General features: G+C 47.9%; 18 protein-coding genes. 16 read left to right on the top strand and 2 right to left on the bottom strand.

Features of this window, described 5'->3' with window-relative positions; genetic code table 11:
* Positions 1-304: 304 nt before the first annotated feature.
* Together EO98_RS00585 and EO98_RS00590 are read right to left on the bottom strand one after the other, a co-directional pair.
* Complete coding sequence (locus EO98_RS00585; RefSeq protein WP_048134769.1) at positions 305-592, bottom strand: MarR family transcriptional regulator; 288 nt, start codon at positions 590-592, stop codon at positions 305-307.
* 389 nt (positions 593-981) lie between these two features.
* Positions 982-2,961 carry an amylo-alpha-1,6-glucosidase gene (locus EO98_RS00590; protein ID WP_048142734.1) on the bottom strand — a complete coding sequence of 660 codons (1,980 nt, stop codon included), beginning with the start codon at positions 2,959-2,961 and terminating at the stop codon, positions 982-984.
* Positions 2,962-3,168: 207 nt separating this feature from the next.
* Here EO98_RS00590 and EO98_RS18960 point away from each other — a divergent pair, with 207 nt between their 5' ends.
* The 16 genes from EO98_RS18960 (at position 3,169) to EO98_RS00670 (ending at position 21,821) form a co-directional block, all read left to right on the top strand.
* Entirely contained in the window at positions 3,169-3,318 is a 150-nt protein-coding gene (locus EO98_RS18960) for a hypothetical protein (protein ID WP_235284776.1), read from the top strand.
* A 503-nt stretch (positions 3,319-3,821) separates the two neighbouring features.
* The gene (locus EO98_RS00600) at positions 3,822-4,970 is read left to right on the top strand and encodes an iron-containing alcohol dehydrogenase (RefSeq protein WP_048142738.1); all 1,149 of its coding nucleotides are present in this window, start codon (positions 3,822-3,824) and stop codon (positions 4,968-4,970) included.
* A gap of 118 nt (positions 4,971-5,088) precedes the next feature.
* Positions 5,089-5,616 carry an LURP-one-related/scramblase family protein gene (locus tag EO98_RS00605; protein WP_048142740.1) on the top strand — a complete coding sequence of 176 codons (528 nt, stop codon included), beginning with the start codon at positions 5,089-5,091 and terminating at the stop codon, positions 5,614-5,616.
* 40 nt (positions 5,617-5,656) lie between these two features.
* Entirely contained in the window at positions 5,657-5,824 is a 168-nt protein-coding gene (locus tag EO98_RS18080; protein ID WP_200895205.1) for a hypothetical protein, read from the top strand.
* Between the two features lie 89 nt (positions 5,825-5,913).
* On the top strand, positions 5,914-7,188 hold the full coding sequence (locus EO98_RS00615) for a sodium:proton antiporter (protein ID WP_082098415.1): 1,275 nt from the start codon (positions 5,914-5,916) through the stop codon (positions 7,186-7,188).
* Between the two features lie 432 nt (positions 7,189-7,620).
* Positions 7,621-8,691 (top strand): AI-2E family transporter, encoded by a 1,071-nt coding sequence (locus EO98_RS00620; RefSeq protein ID WP_048142747.1) that lies wholly within the window; start codon positions 7,621-7,623, stop codon positions 8,689-8,691.
* Between the two features lie 304 nt (positions 8,692-8,995).
* Complete coding sequence (locus tag EO98_RS17330) at positions 8,996-9,529, top strand: DUF1269 domain-containing protein (RefSeq protein WP_052734571.1); 534 nt, start codon at positions 8,996-8,998, stop codon at positions 9,527-9,529.
* A 266-nt stretch (positions 9,530-9,795) separates the two neighbouring features.
* Positions 9,796-10,464: a hypothetical protein gene (locus tag EO98_RS00630; protein ID WP_048142749.1), complete on the top strand. Its 669-nt coding sequence runs from the start codon at positions 9,796-9,798 to the stop codon at positions 10,462-10,464.
* A gap of 795 nt (positions 10,465-11,259) precedes the next feature.
* Positions 11,260-11,817 (top strand): DUF1269 domain-containing protein, encoded by a 558-nt coding sequence (locus EO98_RS00635; protein WP_048142751.1) that lies wholly within the window; start codon positions 11,260-11,262, stop codon positions 11,815-11,817.
* A gap of 279 nt (positions 11,818-12,096) precedes the next feature.
* Positions 12,097-13,215 carry a mechanosensitive ion channel family protein gene (locus EO98_RS00640; RefSeq protein ID WP_235283944.1) on the top strand — a complete coding sequence of 373 codons (1,119 nt, stop codon included), beginning with the start codon at positions 12,097-12,099 and terminating at the stop codon, positions 13,213-13,215.
* Positions 13,216-14,355: 1,140 nt separating this feature from the next.
* Positions 14,356-14,871, top strand: coding sequence for a DUF1269 domain-containing protein (locus EO98_RS00645; protein WP_235283859.1), 516 nt, complete (start codon positions 14,356-14,358; stop codon positions 14,869-14,871).
* Positions 14,872-15,045: 174 nt separating this feature from the next.
* Positions 15,046-17,400, top strand: a complete 2,355-nt coding sequence (locus EO98_RS00650) for an arylsulfatase (protein WP_048142753.1) — start codon at positions 15,046-15,048, stop codon at positions 17,398-17,400.
* Positions 17,401-17,588: 188 nt separating this feature from the next.
* Positions 17,589-18,596, top strand: a complete 1,008-nt coding sequence (locus tag EO98_RS00655; protein ID WP_052734572.1) for an AI-2E family transporter — start codon at positions 17,589-17,591, stop codon at positions 18,594-18,596.
* A gap of 36 nt (positions 18,597-18,632) precedes the next feature.
* Positions 18,633-18,818 carry a hypothetical protein gene (locus EO98_RS00660; RefSeq protein WP_156160969.1) on the top strand — a complete coding sequence of 62 codons (186 nt, stop codon included), beginning with the start codon at positions 18,633-18,635 and terminating at the stop codon, positions 18,816-18,818.
* Positions 18,819-20,180, top strand: a complete 1,362-nt coding sequence (locus EO98_RS00665) for an anaerobic sulfatase maturase (RefSeq protein WP_048142759.1) — start codon at positions 18,819-18,821, stop codon at positions 20,178-20,180. It abuts the gene before it with no gap.
* A gap of 150 nt (positions 20,181-20,330) precedes the next feature.
* The gene (locus tag EO98_RS00670; RefSeq protein WP_048142761.1) at positions 20,331-21,821 is read left to right on the top strand and encodes an arylsulfatase; all 1,491 of its coding nucleotides are present in this window, start codon (positions 20,331-20,333) and stop codon (positions 21,819-21,821) included.
* The last annotated feature ends 142 nt before the right edge of the window (positions 21,822-21,963 follow it).

Raw genomic sequence — 21,963 nt, forward strand, 5'->3', positions numbered from 1 at the left:
AAATACACGTTTGAGTAACCAGGGCGATTTTCAGAAAAAACAATAGCAAGAACAATGATGAAAATTGAAATGACATCTACGAAAAGTAGGTTAATGATCAGAAACTCGATTAATCACTCAAAATACCAGATTCAAAGCTCAAATTTTAAGCTCAAATTTTAAGCTCTAAAATCAGCTCGTAACGTAAAAAAGAAAAAATAGATATCCGAAACCTACAATGCGTAAGTCCGATATCTATGCAAAGTCTGGAAAGAAAGATAAATGAGTCTTTATGCTCTTGAATTTCAACTTTCCATGCTTCTTATTAATCAGACTTAATCATCTGGTTAATTTTATTGTAAAAATCTACGATTAAATTTGCTGCCTCGCTTTCCATGTTCAGCTGGAAAGTGCGGATTTGCTTTCCGAGGGGTTTTTCCAGGATAACGCCTGACTCGACCAAAGGTGTGATGACCCTTGATACACTGGAGTGAGACAATCCGGTTGCTTCGGCTATACCTGAAAGGTAGGTTGGTTCATTCTGGTTTTCGATCAGGTTTTTAAGTACTGTCATCTGTGCGGTTTTCCCGAAAATTTTTTCTAGTGGATCCATTGATATCATCTCAGAGGTGGCTGTTCTCTATAAGTGATTTCAGTCCCAATAACTATCTACGGTTAATAAACTTATCTCTTTATTGAATGGATTAGAGATATATAGCCGCATGAATCATCAAATTCGGTCTATTTTTGACTTCTTAAGGTAGTATGAGATTTTTCCCATCAATTACGCCGGCTATCTTAACTAAAAAGCTTATCGCTTCGTATCATCCCTGGGTGTTATTCTTTTTTTTATAATTTTTCAGTAAATAATCGGCATCTAATTCCAGATTCACGATCTGGCTGAGGGGGAGAAGCCTATTTTGCAGGTGTCCCACCATCTCCCTTCCAGATCATATAGATAATATTATTCCCTTATTAAAGGCTGCACACACAATTCCTTTTTCAAGGCTTGATCCCAAGCACATCCTCTACGTATGCCCTGAGAATTTCTGCAACGCTCCAGGCCTGGGCAATAGCCCCACCGGGAGAGTGAGGGTAATCCCCATCAAACACTTCAGAAATTGTGCCGAGACCTGCGGTTTCAAGGTGCGTATCAAAGCCCTCAAGAAGAGCCCGCATAGCCTCAAGACTGCTGTTCGAAGAATTATGGACTTTCAGGTAAGCTTTCACATAGGCTCCGAGGAGCCAGGGCCATACTGTCCCGTTGTGGTAGGCCGTATCTCTGGTAAGGGCATCTCCACGATACTGTCCTATATATAATGAGTGATCACTCGATAGACTTCTGAGCCCGAATGGAGTCAAAAGATCTTTTTCAACTCTGTCTACAATCGCTTTTTCTTTTTCAGGAGAAAGCATAGTATAAGGGAGCGAGACAGCAAAGATTTGATTAGGGCGGATTGCAGGATCTTTAACCTGATTTCCGGTCTCATCCTGATATACGAGGTCAAAGAGACAGTTAGTTTCCGGGTTCCAGAAAACATTTTCAAAATTCGAAGCTATCCCGGCTGCAAGAGTTTCATATAAGGAAATATCTTCGCCGAGAAGAGTACCCATGTAAGAAGTAGTTTTCAGGGCGTTATACCAGAGAGCATTTATCTCACAGGCTTTACCTGCTCTTGGGGTCACCGCCCATTCCCCTACTTTAGCATCCATCCAGGTTAGCTGAGGTCCCTGCCTAATAAAACAATCAGAATCCATGCCGATTCCAAAATCTGTGCCTTCGCAATAATTGTCTATAATATCACCTACGGTATCCCAGATATCCGAGAGGAAAAGGAAATCTTTCGTATATGCGAAATAGCGGTCCAGAGCATGAATAAACCAGAGAGAAGCGTCCACTGTATTGTAAACCGGATCTCCTCCGAAAGCCGGAAAAGTATTGGGGATCAAGCCTCTCCGACAATACCGGGCAAAATTTTTGAGAGCGGACTTTGCCTCATCAAACCGATAAGGAATTAAAAACAGGCCAGGCAGAGAAATCATGGCATCTCTTCCCCAGTCAGAGTACCAGTGATATCCTGCAATAACTGTGTTTTCACCTGTAAAGTGATTTTTCACTACAAAAGGGTCAGTTGCCTTGAGAAGTTTGAGAGCAAAGGGATCAGTAAGCTTCGAGTCGAGAGCAAGAAGGTTCTGCCGATTTGCTTCCCTTGTATAGAGTTTATCAACTTTCTCGAGAGTAAGAGAAGAAATGTCTCCTGTTGAAGCAGCAATAAAAAAGCGGGAAGTCCCCGGTTCGAGTGTGCTTTCAAAATAACCCGGATTAAAGATATCCTCCTGAAAGTTAAGTCCCCGGTTCTTCTCGGCATCATACTCAAGGTTATAGTACCACTTTGGTTCGGCATGGTACTGGAGATTGGATGAAAGCGAAAAAGTAAAACCATTAGAACTTGCCAGTTCTACTCCCGCATGACCGGCTTTCTGGAAGAAGGAAAGGTATCCGGAGCGAGCAGTGAGATTAAAGTCTCTTGAGCTTACCAGAGGGAAAATTCTTAGCAAAGCTCCCTCTCTTCGGGATGTAATATCATAGAGAACGAAAGTTGTGTTGTTATTATGGACCATGAAGACTTTTTTCTTTAAGAAAAAATCGCCGGGCTGGTAAACCCAGAGGGGAAATGGGGTACTAGTGAATTCGGAAAGGTAATTGAAGCCCATAGGACAAATATTGTCCGGGTATTTATGGGTCGCAAATTGATAGACTTCTTCATCGATTGAGATTTCCTCATCAAGGGAAGAGAGCACCAAAAGCCTCCCCGGAGAATTCTCCGGAGCTGCTATAAGCAGTCCGTGGTAAGTCCTGGTCCCTGCCCCGATGATTGTAGAGGAAGCATATCCTCCAAGCCCGTTGCCTATAATCCATTCTCTTTTTATTCCCTCTTCATACGTTGAAAGAAAATCTGCTCCAAGTCTGCCCCCACTCATGTATATATAATTAGGGTTGAATTCTTAAATAGCTGCACGTCTTGAAAAAACAATCCGTGTCTGCGCACTATTGACTCATCTTTGCATTCTGTTCAAGTCTCGCCCGAATTGCGATTCGGGATCACAGGAAATCGAAGATTTCCTGGGAGTTGCACTGCAAGTACAACAGTCCGCGGTCCTTTTCGCTGCGCTCAAGAGGACTAACTTATGGATTTTTCTGATCCGTATAACCTTATTCACTGTACTGTGTCGTTTCTGTCACGCTCGACGCAGGAGAGCGGTCTTTCCCAAGAAGAAAAGAAAGAAGAAAAGAAAAGAGGAGAGAAGAGAAGAAAGAATCTAAAACTCGAAAAGTAAAAAGAATATAAAACTCGAAAAGTAAAAGCTGCTGAGGACGCTTGTGAGTAAGAGCGAGAACCAAACAGATCAAACCGACATAAGTTTCGGCCTTATCTTTCTTTCAAATATTTTTTCATTCTTTTTGCAGGGCCGCCAGACAAGCTGGCGGAGACATTTATATTTATTTGGGTTAAAAAAAGGTTTTTGGGGTAAAGGAAAGCATTCTCTTAGTCCTATGGCTATTTCCTTCAATATTTGTCTCTCTCAATTGCGATACTGGCTTATAGATTGTTTTTATGGACTGGCGGGGAGGCCGAGGCCTGGGCGGCACAGAGAGAAAAAAACTGAAAGATTCTTTCCCTGGGTTCTTTTTGTTCTCCGCATATTTTCCCTTAGCTTTGAAACCCCCTGCCCAGGAGCAAAACTTTATTAGCTGCCGGGAAAAAGTTGTATCAATTAATATTTTGTTTTTTATAAAATTTTGGGGAATTTGAAAACTGTTGTTAAAAGGAGTTGAAAACATGACATATACCTATCTGAACCCAAAAATAGCCCTTATGGGGGCTGGCTGTGTAAAAGAAATAGGCAAACAGGCAAAAGAACTTGGGGGCACTAAAGCCCTGATCGTTTCCGGGAAGAGCAGGCATGGAGAGGAGCTTGCGGGGGATATCCGGAAGATCCTTGAAGCTGCAGGACTGAAGGCAGCAATCTTTGCAGGAGCAGAGCCGAACCCTACAGACAGCTCGGCTATGGAAGGGGCAGAAATATACAAAAAAGAAAACTGCGACATGATAGTTGCTGTCGGAGGGGGAAGCCCGATGGACTGTGCAAAAGCCGTTGGGATTGTGGCTAAAAACGGGGGGATGATTAACGACTACGAAGGCATCGGGAAAGTTACTAAAGGAATTCCTCCGCTTATCACGGTAAATACAACTGCCGGTACCGCAAGCGAGATGACGAGTTTTACAATTATCACGGACACGGAAAGGCACATCAAAATGGCAATCGTTGACCCCCGCATCACACCCGACGTGGCAGTCAACGACCCTGAACTGATGGTCAGTATGCCGCCAGCGCTTACGGCTGCTACCGGGATGGACGCCCTTACCCATGCAGTTGAAGCCTATGTTTCCACCATGGCTACTCCGACCACCGATGCGGCTGCTATCAAGGCAATAGAGCTTATCTCAAAATACCTGCCAGAAGCCGTTGCCCACGGGGAAGATGTAAGGACAAGAGACATGATGGCCCATGCCGAATATCTTGCAGGGATTGCTTTCAACAACGCAAGCCTTGGCTACGTGCATTCCATGGCCCACCAGCTCGGCGGATTATATAACCTCCCGCACGGCGTCTGCAACGCAATTCTCCTCCCTTATGTGGAAATGTACAACAAGGAGGTCTGTCCTGAACGGTTTGCCGATATCGCAAAGGCAATGGGAGAAAAAGTTGAGGGCCTGAGCCCTGAAGAAGCCGCAGACAAAGCCATAGCAGCAATCAAAAAGCTTGCAGCCGACATTGGAATTCCTTCAGGTTTGAAAGAGCTCGGAGCCAGGGAAAAAGACCTCGAACTGCTGGCGGAAAATGCCATGCAGGATGTCTGCCGGCTTACAAACCCAAGAGAGCTCTCAAAAGAAGATGTAATTGAAATTTACAGGAAAGCTATGTGATCGAAAAAAAGTCATTTATTGATGCCAAATTATAAATAAATTTGAATATATATCATTTATATTTATACACTCTACAAGGGAAGAGATATGGAATACAATAAAAAGGGAGTGATTTTTAATGGGACGGATCTTGGGCGGTCTCAGAGGCCGAGGAGCAGAAAGTGCACAACGCTACAAAATGCACGAAAAACTCATTTCCATAGGGGATGACTACTGGATCGAAAATGAAGCTGGAGAGAGGGCATTCTATGTTGACGGCAAAGCTCTCCGTATTCGCGACACCCTGCTCATCAAGGATGTGCAGGGACACGAGCTGTACAAACTCAAAGAGAAGCTACTCCGGATCAGGGATACGCTGGAAATCCAGGATGGGGACGGCAAAACAGCCGCAACAATAAAAAAAGCCCTGATAACACCTCTCCGCGACCGCTGGAAAGTTGAAGTCGCAAATGGTCCTGAAATGAATGTCCAGGGCAATATTCTGGACCACGAATACAAGATTGAAGCCGGGAGAGATAAAGTTGCAGAGGTCTCCAAAAAGTGGTTCCGGATAAGAGATACTTATGGAGTGGAGGTTTCTCCCGGACAGGATGCTGCTCTAATCCTGGCAATTACTGTGGCTGTTGACCAGATGGCACACGACTGAAGGGAGAGGGTTGAAAGAAGGGGAAAGAGGGGAGAAAAGAATGGGTGAAACCACCCCTTTTTTGAATATCCTTGAGACTGTAGGCGTCCTTGCCACACTGATCTTCGTGCTTACCGGCATACTGGGCATGGGGTTCTCCCTAACAGTATCCCAGAAAAAACTTCCACGGAACCGGCAAGGTGAAGGGGAGATGCGAAAAAGCAGCTGAGAGCTCAAAAAAACTGATGGCGCAAAAGTGACAATCTGCACCCGAAAGCAGAAGGAATTTCCACGACAGCAGAAACAACAAGCTTTGTCATTGCCTTTGCAGCGCTACTCTTTGTTTATAGCCTTGTCTCCCAAAGAATCTCTAAAACCGTTGTCACTACCCCGATAATTTTTGTTGCGGCCGGAATGCTGCTCAGCCCGGAAGGGCTCGACATGGTAGAATTTCCTGAAGGGAGCAGTTTCATCCTCAAGGTAGCTGAGGTGGCTCTGGTACTCACACTGTTCGCCGATGCTTCCAGGATCAAACTGAGGTCACTGGGCCAGAAGGAAGGTCTGCAAAACCGCCTCCTCTTTTTTGCCCTGCCCCTTATTATTATCGCAGGGACTATTGCTGCTGCGATCATATTTTTGGACCTGAACTTTGCCGAAGCTGCACTCGTGGGAGCTATTCTTGCCCCTACAGATGCCGGGTTGGGCCAGCCTATCGTAAGCAACCCGAAAATACCTGTCCGGATCCGACAGAGCCTAAACATCGAAAGCGGGCTCAACGATGGGGGAGCAATTCCTCTTTTCATCTTCTTCCTTACATTGGCTAAAGGAGAGGAACTTAACCAGCCGATAGCTACTATTTTATCCCTAACAATTGAACAGATAGGGTATGGAGCTCTGGTCGGTATCACACTGGGTCTGCTTGGAGGATGGCTTTCCGGCAGGGCTATCAGGGCAGGATGGACTTCCACGCTTTACCGCAGGATTGAATTTCTGGCACTTGCCATCATCTCCTGGCTTGTGGCCGATACGCTGGGAGGAAGCGGATTCATAGCGGCTTTTTTAGCTGGAATGGCAAGCGGGGCTATGGGCAGAAAGGTCACGGAGGAAGAGATAATTCTTACGGAAGCCGAAGGGAGCATCCTGAGCCTTGCAGTTTTCTTCATATTCGGGGTCGTAACCGCAACAAGGCTTCCAGCCATCGGTTTGTCTGAGGTCGTTTATGCAGTACTGAGCCTCACTGTAATTCGTATGGTCCCTGTAGCAATCTCTCTGATTGGTGCGGGTCTGCACCGCGAAACCGTCCTCTTCCTTGGCTGGTTTGGCCCGAGAGGCCTGGCATCGGTCGTCCTTCTGCTCATTGCTGTAGAAGAGGCAAAAGGGATTCCGGGGCTTGAAACGATAGTTCTTGTCGTGATCACCACAGTCCTCATAAGTATTTTTGCCCACGGAATTTCCGCAGGCCCCGCAGGTAAATGGTATTCAATAATAGTAGATGCACTTCCAGAAGATGCGCCGGAAAGGATGGAAGTGAAGGAACTGCCTGTACGTCAGGGCTTTACCGCTACCGAAGGCGTGCTAAAAAACTCCAGGTAGAACACGAAATAAAGAGAAAAGAGGCAAAAAGGAAACTGGGAAAAAGGAAACTGGGAAAAAGGAAACTGGGAAAAAGGAAACTGGGAAAAAGAAAATAAGGAAATATAGAAGAGAAAATCCTAAAAATATATATGATAATTCATATATATTCTATGATTTATACATATATTGTGTCCATTCAGTGACTTAATAGCTTAATTAAAAAATGAGAGGAGATTGGGATTTTTATCTTCTTTCTTTAGATGGGGGAGCTGGAGTCTTTACTTTCTTCATTTATTAAAATGGCAGCTAAAAAGACAGGATGCGAAGTTACTGATTTTTAATTCTTCTCAATTGAAATGCATGGAAATTAGAGAGCAAGACAGGGAAGTTGATCTATGAAAATTTGAAAAACAAAAGAGGCAGCAAAAGAAAAATCCGGAGTAAGAAAGATTGGAGGATGCAAACATAAATTCAAATACCATCTCAACACCAGCCAAAATTCTGATTTACAGCACTGCAGCAGTTCTCCTTACACTTGGTATGAAGGCGATTTCAACTATACTTGTACCGGTTTTTTTCGCTCTTTTTGCCTTTCTAATCTTTGCCCCTCTGGTTCGCTGGCTCATGAGGAAAGGGGTTCCGGGAACAGTTAGCGTTTTTCTTGTAATCCTTTTTTTCATTTTTGTTTTTTTTGGAACCGCAGTTCTGTTTGTAAACTCTTTAATCCAGATCAGTGACCAGATTCCAAACTATGAAAATCAGTTGCAGGGTATTCTGAACAGTATTTCAACATATTTGCCTGCAGCTGGAGTTTCAGTGGAATCGGTCCTGCGCGATATTGCAGCATTTGCTTTCAGAGTGTCTGGGGAAATTATTTCAGGGGCCTTAGGTGCCGGATCAACAATTGTGCTCATTGTTATCACGACAACGTTTTTACTTCTGGATTCTGCAGGTGCGCCAGAAAAGGTTCAAAAAGAAGTTGAAGATCAACCAGTCCGTCTTTCGAAGTTTACCGAATTAAGCAGCAAAGTTATAAATTACATGCTCCTGAGGACTGAGACCAATTTGCTTGGGGGAATTGGAACTGCCATACTGCTCTTTATTGGGGGTATAGATTTTGCTCTTCTCTGGGGATTCCTGACATTCATATTCGGTTATATCCCTTATCTGGGCTTTTATCTTGCCGCTGTTCCACCTATGCTCCTTGCCCTGTTCAAGTATGGGCCTATAGGGGCAATAGCTGTCCTCGCCGGTATCAGCCTAATCAATATGCTCGTAGAAAATATCCTTTTCCCGTCTCTTGCAGGAAAAGGCCTTAAATTATCTCCAACGACAGTATTTCTTTCTTTGTTTTACTGGTCCTTCATACTGGGAGCTGCAGGTGCACTGATTGCCGTCCCCCTCACAATGGTTGTAAAGATGGTTCTGGAAAGTTCCGATGAGACACGCTTGATGGCTAAACTGATGGAATCAAGTGGGGATAGAGGTCAGGATGAGAAAAAAGAGAATAATGAATCCTGAGATTTCAAAGCCCTGCACTGTACTCATGGGTGCTGTCCTTACCCATGACCCGGAAACTAACGATTGCCGGATTCTATCTTTTTTACAGAGGTTTTTCCACTTTATAACTCCCCCCTAAAAACCTCCATTTTGTTCAAAATAAGACATAACCTTCAAAGCAAAAACAACATGCTGAGGGGCTAAATATCTGTGCAGTTTCGCATATACATATATGTATTATAAAACCGTTTTTAAAAACTGATTTATATGAATAATTCAGTCTGGACCGCATGTTCAGACTTCTAAACGAGTGGGGAATAATAGAATGGGAAAAGAAGAAACATCAAAAGTCTACAACATTGTGGCGCTTTGCTTTGAAGGACAGAAGAAGGCAGAGGAAATCCTCAAGGAAGTAAAGTCCAAAGGCATACTGGACAAATATGAAATTGTCGCTCAGGCAGTAGTCGAACATGATGAAAAGGGCAAGGTACACGTCCACGAGCCGGGAAGGGGAGTTTTCGGTGCGGCAATCGGAGCTGTTGGCGGCGGAATTCTATCTCTCATAGGGGGTCCCGTCGGTTTGCTGTCCTGGGTAGTAGGTGGAGCTGTGGTCGGCGGTGTTGCCGGAAAGTACCTCGGCCGTCCAATAAAGAAAGGCAATCTTGAAGAACTCGGAAACGCCCTGAAGCCCAATAGTTCGGCTCTTCTGCTATTGCTCGAAAACATCTACAGCGAAGAGGTCATCAACAAAATGAGCGGTTTCAACGCCAGAGTGGTGACGCTGACCATGGGAGATGAGCTTTCAGGAGAGATTACGGCCTTTGCGACCGGGGAAGTTGAAGAGGCTCCAGCACAGTGAAACAGCCGTTACTTTGTACAATGGCAAAAAACAACTGCTGATCGACAACCCGCTCAACACTACCCGGTCAACTTACCCATACTACCGTGCCTGAAAAAGAACCCTGACGGCTAGCTTGCCCTTTACATCCGGAAAGGGTCGCCGGGCAAGGAGAAGAACATGTTCGCCGGAAAGATTCACCATATGACTGTTGAGTCGGGCAGGCACAGGACCCCCACATATCAAATCACCGTTGACGAGACGCTATTAGCTATTAGGAGACAATCATGAGCAAAGAAGTACGTCCCTTGAATGACCTGCGGCTCAAGACGCCGCGTGCTGCGGCCGTCGCCGGCATCCTCTTTGCCGTGCTGCACATCACCGCCAATGTGCTCATCCGGCTCTCTATCCCCTCCGATCCGGCCGCCGACGACTTCTGGCTGGAGGAGCAGGCAAAGACCATAGCCCTGGGCCTTAGTCTGGTGCCCATCGCCGGGATAGCCTTCCTGTGGTTCATCGGTGTGGTTCGCGACCGCATGGGAGAGTTGGAGGACCGTTTCTTTTCGAGCATATTCTTTGGCAGCGGCCTGCTGTACATGGCCATGATCTTTGTCTCGGCGGCACTGGCAGGCGGGCTCCTGACCAGCTATACCCTCGAACCGGACTTGCTGATTACCAGCGGCGTATACACCTACAGTCGGGAGGTGATATTTACCATCACCAATGTCTATGCCATTCGCATGGCAGGCGTATTCATGATCTCGTTGGGCACCATAGCGGTTCGCACCCGCATCATGCCGCGCTGGCTGACCTTTTTAACCTATTCGGTGGCGCTCGTCTTACTGGTGAGCATCGGCCTCAATTACTGGGTGACATTGCTCTTTCCGGCCTGGGTGCTGGTCGTCAGCCTCTACATCCTGATTTTGAATCTGCGCAAAAAAGACGCGGAAGCATAGGCCAGCATGGCCATGATGTTCGCCGCCTGCATCTTTTTCCTGTTGACCCTGACCATCGACTCCATCGTGTGTTTGGTGCGGCCGTGGGTGACGAGCACATGTTTATCAACATCAAAAAGGCGGTTGCAGCCTACGAATAACGCTTTATCAACGACTGAATCAGGATAAGAATGTGTTATTTGGTAAATCCGGAAATCCTGAAGGTGAATGTGTTTAAGAATTCAAAACATTTGAAAGGAGATTGAAAATAGCAGACAACCTAATGCGAGGCAGAGAAGTTCTGCCCATTACCTACCTGCAGGATATTGGGAAAGCAAAGTAAGGTCACAACCTCAAAGGAGATTAAAGAATGCCGACCAAAAATGTCTTTGAAACGATGGAGCCGAATCAGAATGCACAGGAATTTAAGCCACCTCCCGCCAGAATGGGAGATAACTGGAGAACTGGAAAAAAATGAGAAATCAGGTGAATGAAAAAATATCCTGATTAGCTCTCAAATATTGTGAAAAACCTATTAACCAGGCCTTATTGCTTCAAGAGATTTTGTCTTGATTTTAATTTTAAATATGCTTATTTATATATAATCCAAATTTTATACATTTATTGTGTCAACACTGCTGTAACTGTTTTTTGACTGCAGGTTTCTGAATAAGGGGAGGAAGGCTGCCGGGACTGTAGGGTAATTCCATATCACATTCATATGACCACCACATATGACCACCAGCTATCGGTAAAGTGCAGCGCAAAGGAAACGGAACGGCAAAAATGGAAAGAACTTCAAGAGGGGGAAAACAAATGACCGAAGTAATGTATGGACCTATGCAGCTCTTAGTCATTGCATTCGAGAATCCAAAATTCCACGGACAGATCCGCCGTGAACTTGAATCAGTCATGGAAAAAGGAATGATCAGGCTCATTGACCTGCTGTTCGTATGGAAAGACGAAAAAGGGAACATCAAGTCTATGGAAGCTACACAACTGGACCAGGAGGAGAAAATACAATTCGGAGCCGTTGTAGGAGGACTTATTGGTTATGGAGCCGGAGGCGAAGAGGGAGCCAGGGAAGGCACAGAGGCAGGAATTCTGGCAGCCGCCCAGGAAAACTACGGGATCACTGATGAAGATATTCTGGAGGTAACCGATGCAATCCCGGAAGGTACTGCCGCTGCCATCCTTGTCATCGAACACCTCTGGGCAAAGAATCTCAAACAGGCGATCCGTGAAGCTGGAGGAGTATTGGTTTCCCAGGGCATGATCACACCTGAGCTACTTGCTTTAGTTGGAGAAGAACTGGCAGAAGCGGTTAAATTTGCAGAGGAAAAAAAGCCTGGAATGGCAGCAGCGACACCCTGAAAGGTACCAAAACTTAAATTCCGGTTTTAAGAATGTTTTAAGACCTGACACTCTACGATCAGTACAGAAAACCCGGAGGAAACCGGACGATAGAGCTTTCATTTTCTGTCTTTTAACGTTATTGGATATGCGAAGGTTCAAAGTTACTTATTTTTTCTTCATATTCATTACCTGGAATGCAGGGGATCGGGCAGCAGAAGAGGGTTCTGACTTAAAAGATAGATAAGAAAGAATATACCTGAAGATTCTGTTGCAGGGACAGTACTGGGCCGGAGAGAAATGAAAGTGGTTGAGATTGAACAGGTGCTGCCCCTCGGCGGAATCCTCCTGAAGCTGGCCGTTATTCTGGTACTGACAATAGGAGCCATAATAGTAAGCCGATTAATCCTGAAGCACTTTCTCTGGTCGGCAGTCAAAAAGACAAACACAAAAGCTGACGATAGGATTCTCCGCCTTTTAGAAAATCTACTGCTCCTTTATATTATTCTGCGGGGCATGCAGGCAATAGTAAGACTGTTCGGTGAATCTGTCGGGTTCTATGCAGGATTTGCGGATGACCTCTTCTTCTTTCTCTATTGGGGTATAGGGGTCTACATTATTTTTCGCCTCATATCCATCGCTTCAAACTGGTACATATCCCGGGTGCCCCTGCGGGATCGGGAAGAAATCGACCAGAGAGTTGTGCGCTCCATAAAATACATATTTTTGCTGGTTTTCAGTTTTCTGGCCATAATTGTGCTTCTTGGACATTTCGGGATCACCGGGGCCGCATTTACTGCGTCACTTACTGCCCTGGGTATCGGGGGAGTAATAGTTGGCCTTGCAGCCCAGACGACGCTCGCGGATATAATAACCGGGATCGTGCTTCTCATTGACCGCCCCTTCCGGATCGGAGACCGGATTCGAATCGAAAAACTCGATACCTGGGGAGATGTGATGGAGATCGGATGGCGGTCAACTCGTATTCTTACCAGGGATAATCGTCTGGTAGTAATTCCAAACTCTGTTATCGGCCTGGATATGATCACCAATTATTCCATACCCGGCAAGATGTTCCGTGTAGAGACCGATGTAGTTGTATCCTATGGCCCGGATATCGAGTACGTACGAAACCTGATTATTGAGGCTATGAAGCATGAAGACTGGATCATGCATGAACAACCTGTACAGGCTCTCTTACTCAGGTTTACCGGATCAGGAGTGGAGTTCAAAGCCAGGTGCTGGATAGAAAATTACGTGGAAACCAGGGTTTCAGAGGACAAGCTCAACACGGCAATATATAAAGCCCTGATGAATGCGAATATATTGATGCCTTCTTCCGACATCATTGTTCATATTTCGGACCAGGAAAATGAGCTGAAAATTTCCAGACAGGAAAAGGATTCAGGGGATTTCTGATTAATCAGTTGACATATTCCGGAGCCCGGAGCTGGAAGCTTTCAGTTTTCTTTCCCTGCGCCGCCCGGAGCTTGGGCCAGCCTGCCAGCCAGATAAAAAGTGCCCGACAAAACAACACCGCAATAAAGAGAAACAATACATTGGAGAAATGCCCCGGGGACTGAAAAAATATCTTCTTTAATCCCCACGAGGCTGCTTTTTAATTTACAGGTAAATCCAAGCGCCTCCGCCAGCTTGTCTGGCGGCCCTGCAAAAAAAGCAGAAAAAAAGCAGAAAAAGAGACTTAAAAAAGTATTTTTCAGGTAGAATTTGATTTGTTCTTTTTTGTTGGGTCTTACGGTTTCCTCGATAGTTTTTGCTTGCTGACTTTTATTTTCGATCTTCTTTTCGGGCTTTTTTGCGGGAAAGACCGCTCTCCTGAGTCGAGCGTGACAGGAGCGACACAGATAGTGAATAATGTTGCACGGATCAGATAGATCTATTATTTAGTCCCCTTTCTCCAACAGAAAAGAACAATCCATTTAGGCAGACCCGATAAAAGAAATCAACATGCATAGAATAATATGTATAAAAGAATAATTATATAAAGCGAATAATTGAACATCGAGCTTGGGGGAAGTGATCTCGAAGGTTCAGTGGGGGTTAACAGCATCAAAATTTACGGTAGATACCTGGCAGGTGGTTTTTAGGCGTTATAAAAGACACCTGAAGAATCTCAAGCCTTCAGGTTCAAACCGATAATAGTCAAAAAAGACATTTAAATGGAATTCATCTCGCTCTGAATAGCTCTGGCTATGGCAGAATATCAGTATCATTAGACCCTGTGAGATCACATTAATAAAACCCACATGGGACAACAAATGAAAAAAATATTGTAAATTTCCCTGTCAGAAGCGATTGTCAGAAGTGATTATTCCTCGACCCTCGGCACAAAACGGTTTGTGGGTTTTGAGTAAGGCTTTTTCCCGGTTACTATTCTGCTGCTAAGCCAGCAGAAAATGCGTAAGCCAGAGAAGAAGACATGGTACCCCGGCTTTTTCAAGAATTACAAAACGATAGTGGAGATGCCGGTTCCGCCTTGATTGGCAAGCTGGCATAAAAACAAAGCAACAAAGAAAAAATGTGAATATAAAAGGAGGTTTGAATATAGCAACTCTAACAGTTTTAAAATTTGACACTCCTGGCGGTGCAGAACATGCACTTGAAGTGGTAGAGGATTTGAGCAAGAAGCAGCTGATCACCCTGCAGGATGCAGCAATCGTTTCCTGGCCGATGGGCAAAAAAAAGCCAAAAACGAAACAATTAACCAGCATGACTGGAGTAGGTGCACTCAGCGGCGCATTCTGGGGCATGCTGTTCGGCCTGATCTTCCTGGTCCCGATCTTTGGCCTGGTCGTCGGAGCTGCTGTCGGTGCACTGTCCGGCTCCTTTGCTGACGTGGGAATCAGTGATGATTTCATCAAGTCGGTCCGCAGTAAAGTGACCGAAGGCACCTCTGCCCTCTTTTTGCTTACCAGCGATGCTGTGCATGATAAGGTAGCAGAAGCTGTCAAAGGCCTCAAGTTCGAAATTATTGCTTCCAACTTGTCCAAAGAAGAAGAAGACAAGATGCACGAGATGTTTGCCGAAGAAGAAGAGGCAGCTCCGGCAATGTAAGTTTTGACATGAAATCGCCACTCCAGGAATACCTGCATTCCTGGAAACTGCCTGTAAAGCAGGAAAAGAGATTTCTGAATAAAATGAATGAGGGCGAGGAGTGAAAAGTCAATTCCTTTCCCCTTTTTATTTTTGTGTATTTTTTAGAGAATCCCAATACTGATAGGAGGATAAATGCCATTAAAAGAATACAAACCCGGAACCACCTTTCCCGGAGTTATCGGACGCACTGCGGACCAGTCAGAACCTGCCTGGCCGGAACCCAACCGGGCTAAAGAAGGCACACCAAACGTATTATTTATAGTGTTGGACGACACAGGCTTCGGACAACTCGGCTGCTACGGCTCACCTATTAATACACCTAACCTTGACAGCCTGGCAGAGGGGGGCCTTGTTTATAACAATATGCATACAACAGCGCTGTGCTCTCCCACCCGCACCTGTATCCTGACCGGGCGAAACCACCATTCGAACAACATGGCCTGCATCACCGAGGGCTCAACCGGCTATCCCGGCTACAACGGCTACATACCTTTTGAGAATGGGTTTTTGTCAGAGATCCTTCTGGAGCACGGCTACAACACCTATGCCGTGGGCAAATGGCACCTGACACCGGCAGACCAGATCTCGGCAGCAGGACCCTATGACCGCTGGCCTCTGGGCCGGGGTTTCGAGCGCTTCTACGGTTTTTTAGGAGGCGAAACGCACCAGTATTATCCTGAGCTGGTTTACGATAGCCACTCCGTACATCCCCCCAAAACTCCCGAAGAGGGCTACACCCTGAATGAGGACCTTGCGGACAAAGCCATCCAGTTCATTGCCGATGCCAAACAGGTCGCACCCAACAAGCCTTTTTTCATGTACTTCTGCACCGGAGCCATGCATGCTCCTCACCACGTCCCCAAAGAATGGGCTGACAAATACAAAGGCAAGTTCAATGACGGCTGGGAGGCTTACAGGGAAAAGACCTTTGCCCGTCAAAAGGAACTGGGCATAGTCCCTGAAGACGCCGAACTATCCCGTCACGACCCGGATGTCAAACCCTGGGATGAATGCTCGCCTGAGGAGAAAAAGCTCTACGCCCGCATGATGGAAGTCTTTGCCGGCTTCCTGGAACATACCGATTACCACACCGGGAGGCTGCTGCAGTTCCTGAAAGATATCGGTGAGTTTGATAATACTTTAATCATGGTGATTTCCGACAACGGTGCAAGTTCCGAAGGGGGCCCCACGGGTTCGGTCAATGAGAACCTCTTCTTCAACAATGTACCCGAATCGCTGGAGGAAAACCTCGCAGCCCTGAATAAGCTGGGGGGCCCGGAAACTTACAACCACTATGCCTGGGGCTGGACCTGGGCGGGAGATACGCCTTTCCGCCGCTGGAAGCGGGAAACATACCGTGGAGGCATCAGCGACCCCTTCATCGTCCACTGGCCCCGTGGAATAATGGGCAGGGGCGAGGCCCGCGCCCAGTATGCCCACGCTATCGACATGGTACCCACAGTCCTGGAGTGCCTGAGAATTGAGCCCCCGACAGTTATCAAAGGGGTGACCCAGGCGCCCATAGAAGGTTTCAGTTTTGCAGACAGCTTCGACAATGCCGGTGCGCTTTCAAAGCACCACACCCAGTACTTCGAGATGATGGGACACCGCTCCATTTACCACGACGGCTGGCGTGCCGTATGTCCATGGCCCGGTCCCTCTTTCACCGAAGCAGGGAAGTCTTTCGGCGAACCGATTCCGGCAGGGAAGCTGACTGAACTGGATGCAAAAGGCTGGGAACTTTACCATGTGGAAAAGGACTGGACCGAAAGCCATAATATGGCTGCGGAAAACCGGTCGAAGTTGATCGAGATGATTGCCACCTGGTATGTGGAAGCCGGAAAATACAACGTGCTGCCTATCGATGCCCGCGGAGTGCTACGTCTTGCCGACGAAAGACCGCAGATTGCCGCCGAAAGGACACATTACACCTATTATCCTGGGACCCAGGTCGTGCCCATGAATGCAGCGGTCAGGGTCCTCAACCGCCCTCACAGCATCACTGCCGATGTTGAGATTCCTCCAGGAGGGGCTGAAGGAGTCCTGCTTGCCCACGGGGGTATTGACGGAGGATATTCTTTCTACATCAAAGGTAAAAAGCTGCACTGGGTTCACAACTACGTATCCAGAACCCTCTATCATGTCGAGTCCGTGGAAAATGTCCCCGAGGGGAGGCACAAACTCCGCTTTGAGTTCGAAGTTACCGGTAAGCCAGATGTGGCAAAGGGCAAGGGGGCACCTGGCAGAGCCCAGCTCTACATAGACGGGAAATTGGTTGGCCAGGTTGAGGTTCCCGTGACGACTCCGATTATAATTGGGCTGACCAGCGGAGTCACCTGCGGCTCAGCTCTCGGGGCTCCGGTCACACCCGACTACCGGCCTCCCTTTGAGTTTACCGGCAAGATCTACAGTGTGACCGTGGATGTGAGCGGCAAGCTGATCGAGGACAAGGAAGCCGAGATCCGTATGGTCATGGCGAGGCAGTAAACAGCAAACCATCCAAGAAACTGAGGTCCTCATGGCTCCGGAGAGGCGGTGAAGATAGGACAGAGGACTGGCAGGCAACCCGGCGATCCGGGAACTTCCGGTCCTATCACGGGGGGAGAATCATTACGGACAAACAACTTCGAAGTGACTTTGCCCGGAGCGCACCTTACTGGCTGCGCCGCTCAGGCGTGGTTAGCTGGCTCTTTCTGGGTATCGTGCTCGCCGCCAGCACTGTCCTCAGCGTCATTGCGACAGTGAGCAGTATCACCGTCCCTCTACTCGTTGCAGTGGTGATCGGCATTGTCTTTCGGCCGCTGGTGGACATGCTGGAACGGTGGCACGTTAACCGCAATATTGGCACTGTGCTGGCCATGCTGTTCATATTTCTGGGTGCCGCAGTCCTGTTCGTGATCCTGGTAAAAGGCTTCATTGACCAGGGAGCAGAGATAGTATTCCAGCTCAAAACCGGATGGGAAAGCCTGCAGGTCTGGTTGCTGCAGTTCCCGGTCAAAGAGGAGACCCTCGATTCCATCAGCACCGCAATCGCAAATGCCCTGCCTGCGCTGGGTCAGGGGATTATCGGGCTCCTCAGCAGCACGTTTTCGAGTGCTGCTGCGCTCCTGATAGGGGTCTATTTCAGTGTGTTCATTCTGTTTTTCATCCTGCGGGACGGGCCAGAAATAGAGGTCTGGCTGGCCCGGCAGTTCAACTTAAAACCCGGGACCGGTACGGCTATCGTTGCCGACATCAGCCGGTCAATACGCCTCTATTTCCGGGGAACCGCGCTCACTGCGGCGATTACGGCGGTCGTGGTGGCCGTGCCCCTGATCATCCTCAAAGTGCCCCTTGTGGGCTCGATTCTTATCCTGTACTTTTTTACTTCATTTATCCCCTACATAGGTGCCTTCATTGGAGGGGCTTTTGCCGTGATTATCGCCTTTGGTTCCGGGGGAGCAGAAACAGCGCTGATTATCGCTGTTGCGGTGATCATATCCAACGGGGCGCTGCAGAATGCCATAAATACGTGGGCTCTGGGGACGACTCTCAAGGTTCACCCGCTGGTCGTGTTCCTGGTCACAATCGCAGCCGGAGTTGTCGGGGGAGCCCTGGCCATGATACTGGCCGTGCCGCTGACTGCAGTCGTGATACAGACGGTGCACCGCTTACGCCAGGAGGGAGTTTTTGCAGAGGAGTAGATGGTCCGGATGCACGGGACAAAAGGAGAATTTCAAATGACAGAAAATACAGGCAGACCTTACGAAGTCCGAATAGTGGCCCGAAGCATGGCCCGAAGCATGGCCCGAAGCATGGCCCGAAGCATGGCCCGAAGTATGATCCAGATCATGATCAGAATCGTGGCCCGAAGCATGGAGCTCAAATTCGAGCTAGGGAATCCCGGCGCAGGGAGGAAGTGCTAAATGACACAACACTATCTGCCTCCCAGAATCCATGTGCTGGCCAAGCCTACAGGGGCAATCTGCAACCTGGCCTGCTCCTACTGCTTCTTTCTGGACAAGGAGTTGCTCTATCCAGGCAGCAGGTTCCGAATGTCAGATGAAGTGCTGGAGAACTACATCCGGCAGCTTATCGCAGTCCACCGCAGCCCGCAGGTGACCGTTGCCTGGCAGGGAGGCGAACCTACCCTGATGGGAATCGATTTTTACCGACGCGCCATCGAGCTGCAGGAAAAGTACAGGAAGCCGGGAATGACATTTGAAAATACAATGCAGACCAACGGCACGCTGCTGGACGACGAATGGTGCCTGTTCTTTAAGGAAAACGACTTTCTTATAGGGATCAGCATCGACGGCCCGCGTGAACTTCACAACGCCTACAGGGTGGACAAAAAGGGGGAGGGGAGTTTTGACCGGGTCATGAGGGGGCTCCGGCTCCTGCAAAAACACGGCGTGGAATATAACGTCCTGGCCACTGTCAACCGCAGAAATGCCGATTATCCGCTTGAGGTCTACCGCTTCCTGCGGGATGAAGCAAAGACAGACTGGATTCAATTTATTCCGGTAGTAGAGCGAATCAATGAGGAGGGACAGACCCTTTACCAGAAAGGAGATACGGTCTCGGACCGCTCAGTGCAGCCCGAACAGTTTGGAAGTTTCCTGAGCCTCATTTTTGACGAGTGGGTGAGAAATGATGTGGGAAGGGTCTTCGTGCAGACTTTTGAAGCTTCTGCACGTAGATGGCTGGGGATGCCTTCATGCATGTGCGTTTTTGAGGAAACATGCGGTATGGGACTTGCCCTGGAGCACAACGGGGACCTCTACTCCTGCGACCATTTTGTGGAGCCGGAATACCTGCTGGGAAATATCATGGAGAAAGAGATAGGCGAGCTTGCAGCTTCGGAAAAGCAGTACAAATTCGGGCAGGATAAACGAGACACTCTCCCGCAGGTATGCCGGGAATGTGATGTGCTCTTTGCCTGCATGGGGGAATGTCCTAAAAACCGTTTCCTGACAACCACGGACGGGGAACCGGGACTGAACTACCTCTGCGAAGGCTGGAAAGCTTTCTTCCGGCACATCGACTTTCCGATGCAGATCATGACAGGCCTGATACGCAGGGGCTACCCGGCACCAGAGGTGATGAGGGTCCTGGCTCTGGAAGACGCTTTTGCCCGGGCAGGAAAAAACGATCCCTGCCCCTGCGGTAGCGGGCTCAAGTTCAAACGCTGTCACGGTCTCAAGAAAAACGGACCTGAAAGGAAGGACCGGAAGCAGATAAAGAATAGGGATCAGCCGCAGTCCGGACCTGTTATACGATTCTGAAAGGAACAAAATGGAGAGTAGAGACGAAAAAATCCATATTTTGTTCAATTAAGCACCTAAAGACTGCTAATAAGTGTTGATTTGAGATATTTATCAATCAATCAATCAATCAATCAATCAATCAACCAATATATTCCAAGGGGGTTAAGAATGGCAGAAAAGAAACCGAACATTCTGGTCATCTGGGGAGATGACATTGGAATCAGCAACCTCAGCTGCTACAGCAACGGCCTGATGGGCTACAGGACACAAAACATCGACCGCATTGCAAATGAGGGCATCAGGTTCACCGACTCTTACGGAGAACAGAGCTGCACTGCCGGAAGAGCTTCGTTTATCACCGGCCAGAGTGCCTTCCGTACGGGACTGAGTAAAGTGGGAATGCCCGGAGCCAAAGTAGGACTTCAGCCTGAGGACCCTACAATTGCCGAGCTGCTGAAACCGCTGGGTTATGCCACCGGTCAGTTTGGAAAGAACCATCTCGGGGACCGGGACGAATACCTGCCTACAAACCATGGTTTTGACGAGTTCTTTGGCAACCTTTATCATTTGAATGCTGAAGAGGAGCCTGAAGAACGCGATTATCCACCTGAAAAAGACTTTCCTAATTTCCGGAAGAACTATGGTCCCAGGGGAGTAATCCATAGCTATGCCGACGGCCGCATCGAGGATACCGGCCCGTTGACCAAAAAAAGAATGGAAGACGTAGACCAGGAATTTCTGGATGCAGCTATCGATTTTATCAAACGTCAGCATGAGGCAGAAAAACCGTTCTTTGTCTGGTTTAATACCACAAGAATGCATTTCAGGACTCACGTCCCGGACAGGATACGGGGACAGTCGGGGCGCTGGCAATCCGCGTACCATGATGCCATGATTGAGCACGATCGGCAGGTAGGCGTGCTTCTCGACCTGCTGGACGAAATAGGCATTGCTGACGATACCATTGTCATCTACAGCACGGACAACGGACCACACATGAACTCCTGGCCCGATGCAGCTATGACTCCGTTCCGCAACGAGAAAAACTCCTGCTGGGAAGGAGCTTTCCGCGTTCCTGAGGTAATGCGCTGGCCTGGCAAGATCCCGGCAGGCACAATTTCTAACGAGATTGTGAGCCACATAGACTGGCTGCCCACTTTGCTTGCAGCAGCAGGGGAACCGGATATTAACGAGAAGCTTAAAAAAGGCCACAAAGCAGGAGACAAAACTTTCAAGGTTCACCTTGACGGTTATAACCTGCTTCCTTACCTGACCGGAAAGGAGAAAAAATCACCCAGGATTGAGTTCTTTTACTTCTCTGATGACGGAGACCTGGTAGCTCTACGGTACGACAACTGGAAACTGGTCTTTTTGGAGCAGCGCGCCGTCGGCACGCTTCTGATCTGGGCAGAACCTTTTGTCCCGCTGCGTATACCAAAAATATTCAACCTGCGTACCGACCCATATGAAAGAGCAGATCAGACCTCAAACACCTACTACGACTGGCTGCTGGACCATGCCTTCCTGCTGGTGCCTGCCCAGAGTGTCGTGGGAGACTTTCTGACAACATTCGAAGAGTACCCTCCACGCCAGAAAGCGGCAAGCTTTACCGTGGACCAGGTAATGGAAAAACTCTTGCAGGGAGTCGGGAGCACCTGAACGTGGAGGTGGAAAGAGAACCGGTCAGGAACTTTAAGGCTGAAATCGAGCGTAAGAAATGGTAGTTGAAGCACCTGGGTTACATCCGGCCTGCTAAACCCGGCGGGAATTGCCGTACTGGTCACCGTTTCCGACCAGCTTG

Origin of the sequence: Methanosarcina sp. 2.H.T.1A.6, from assembly GCF_000979455.1 — an archaeon.
Taxonomy (GTDB): domain Archaea; phylum Halobacteriota; class Methanosarcinia; order Methanosarcinales; family Methanosarcinaceae; genus Methanosarcina.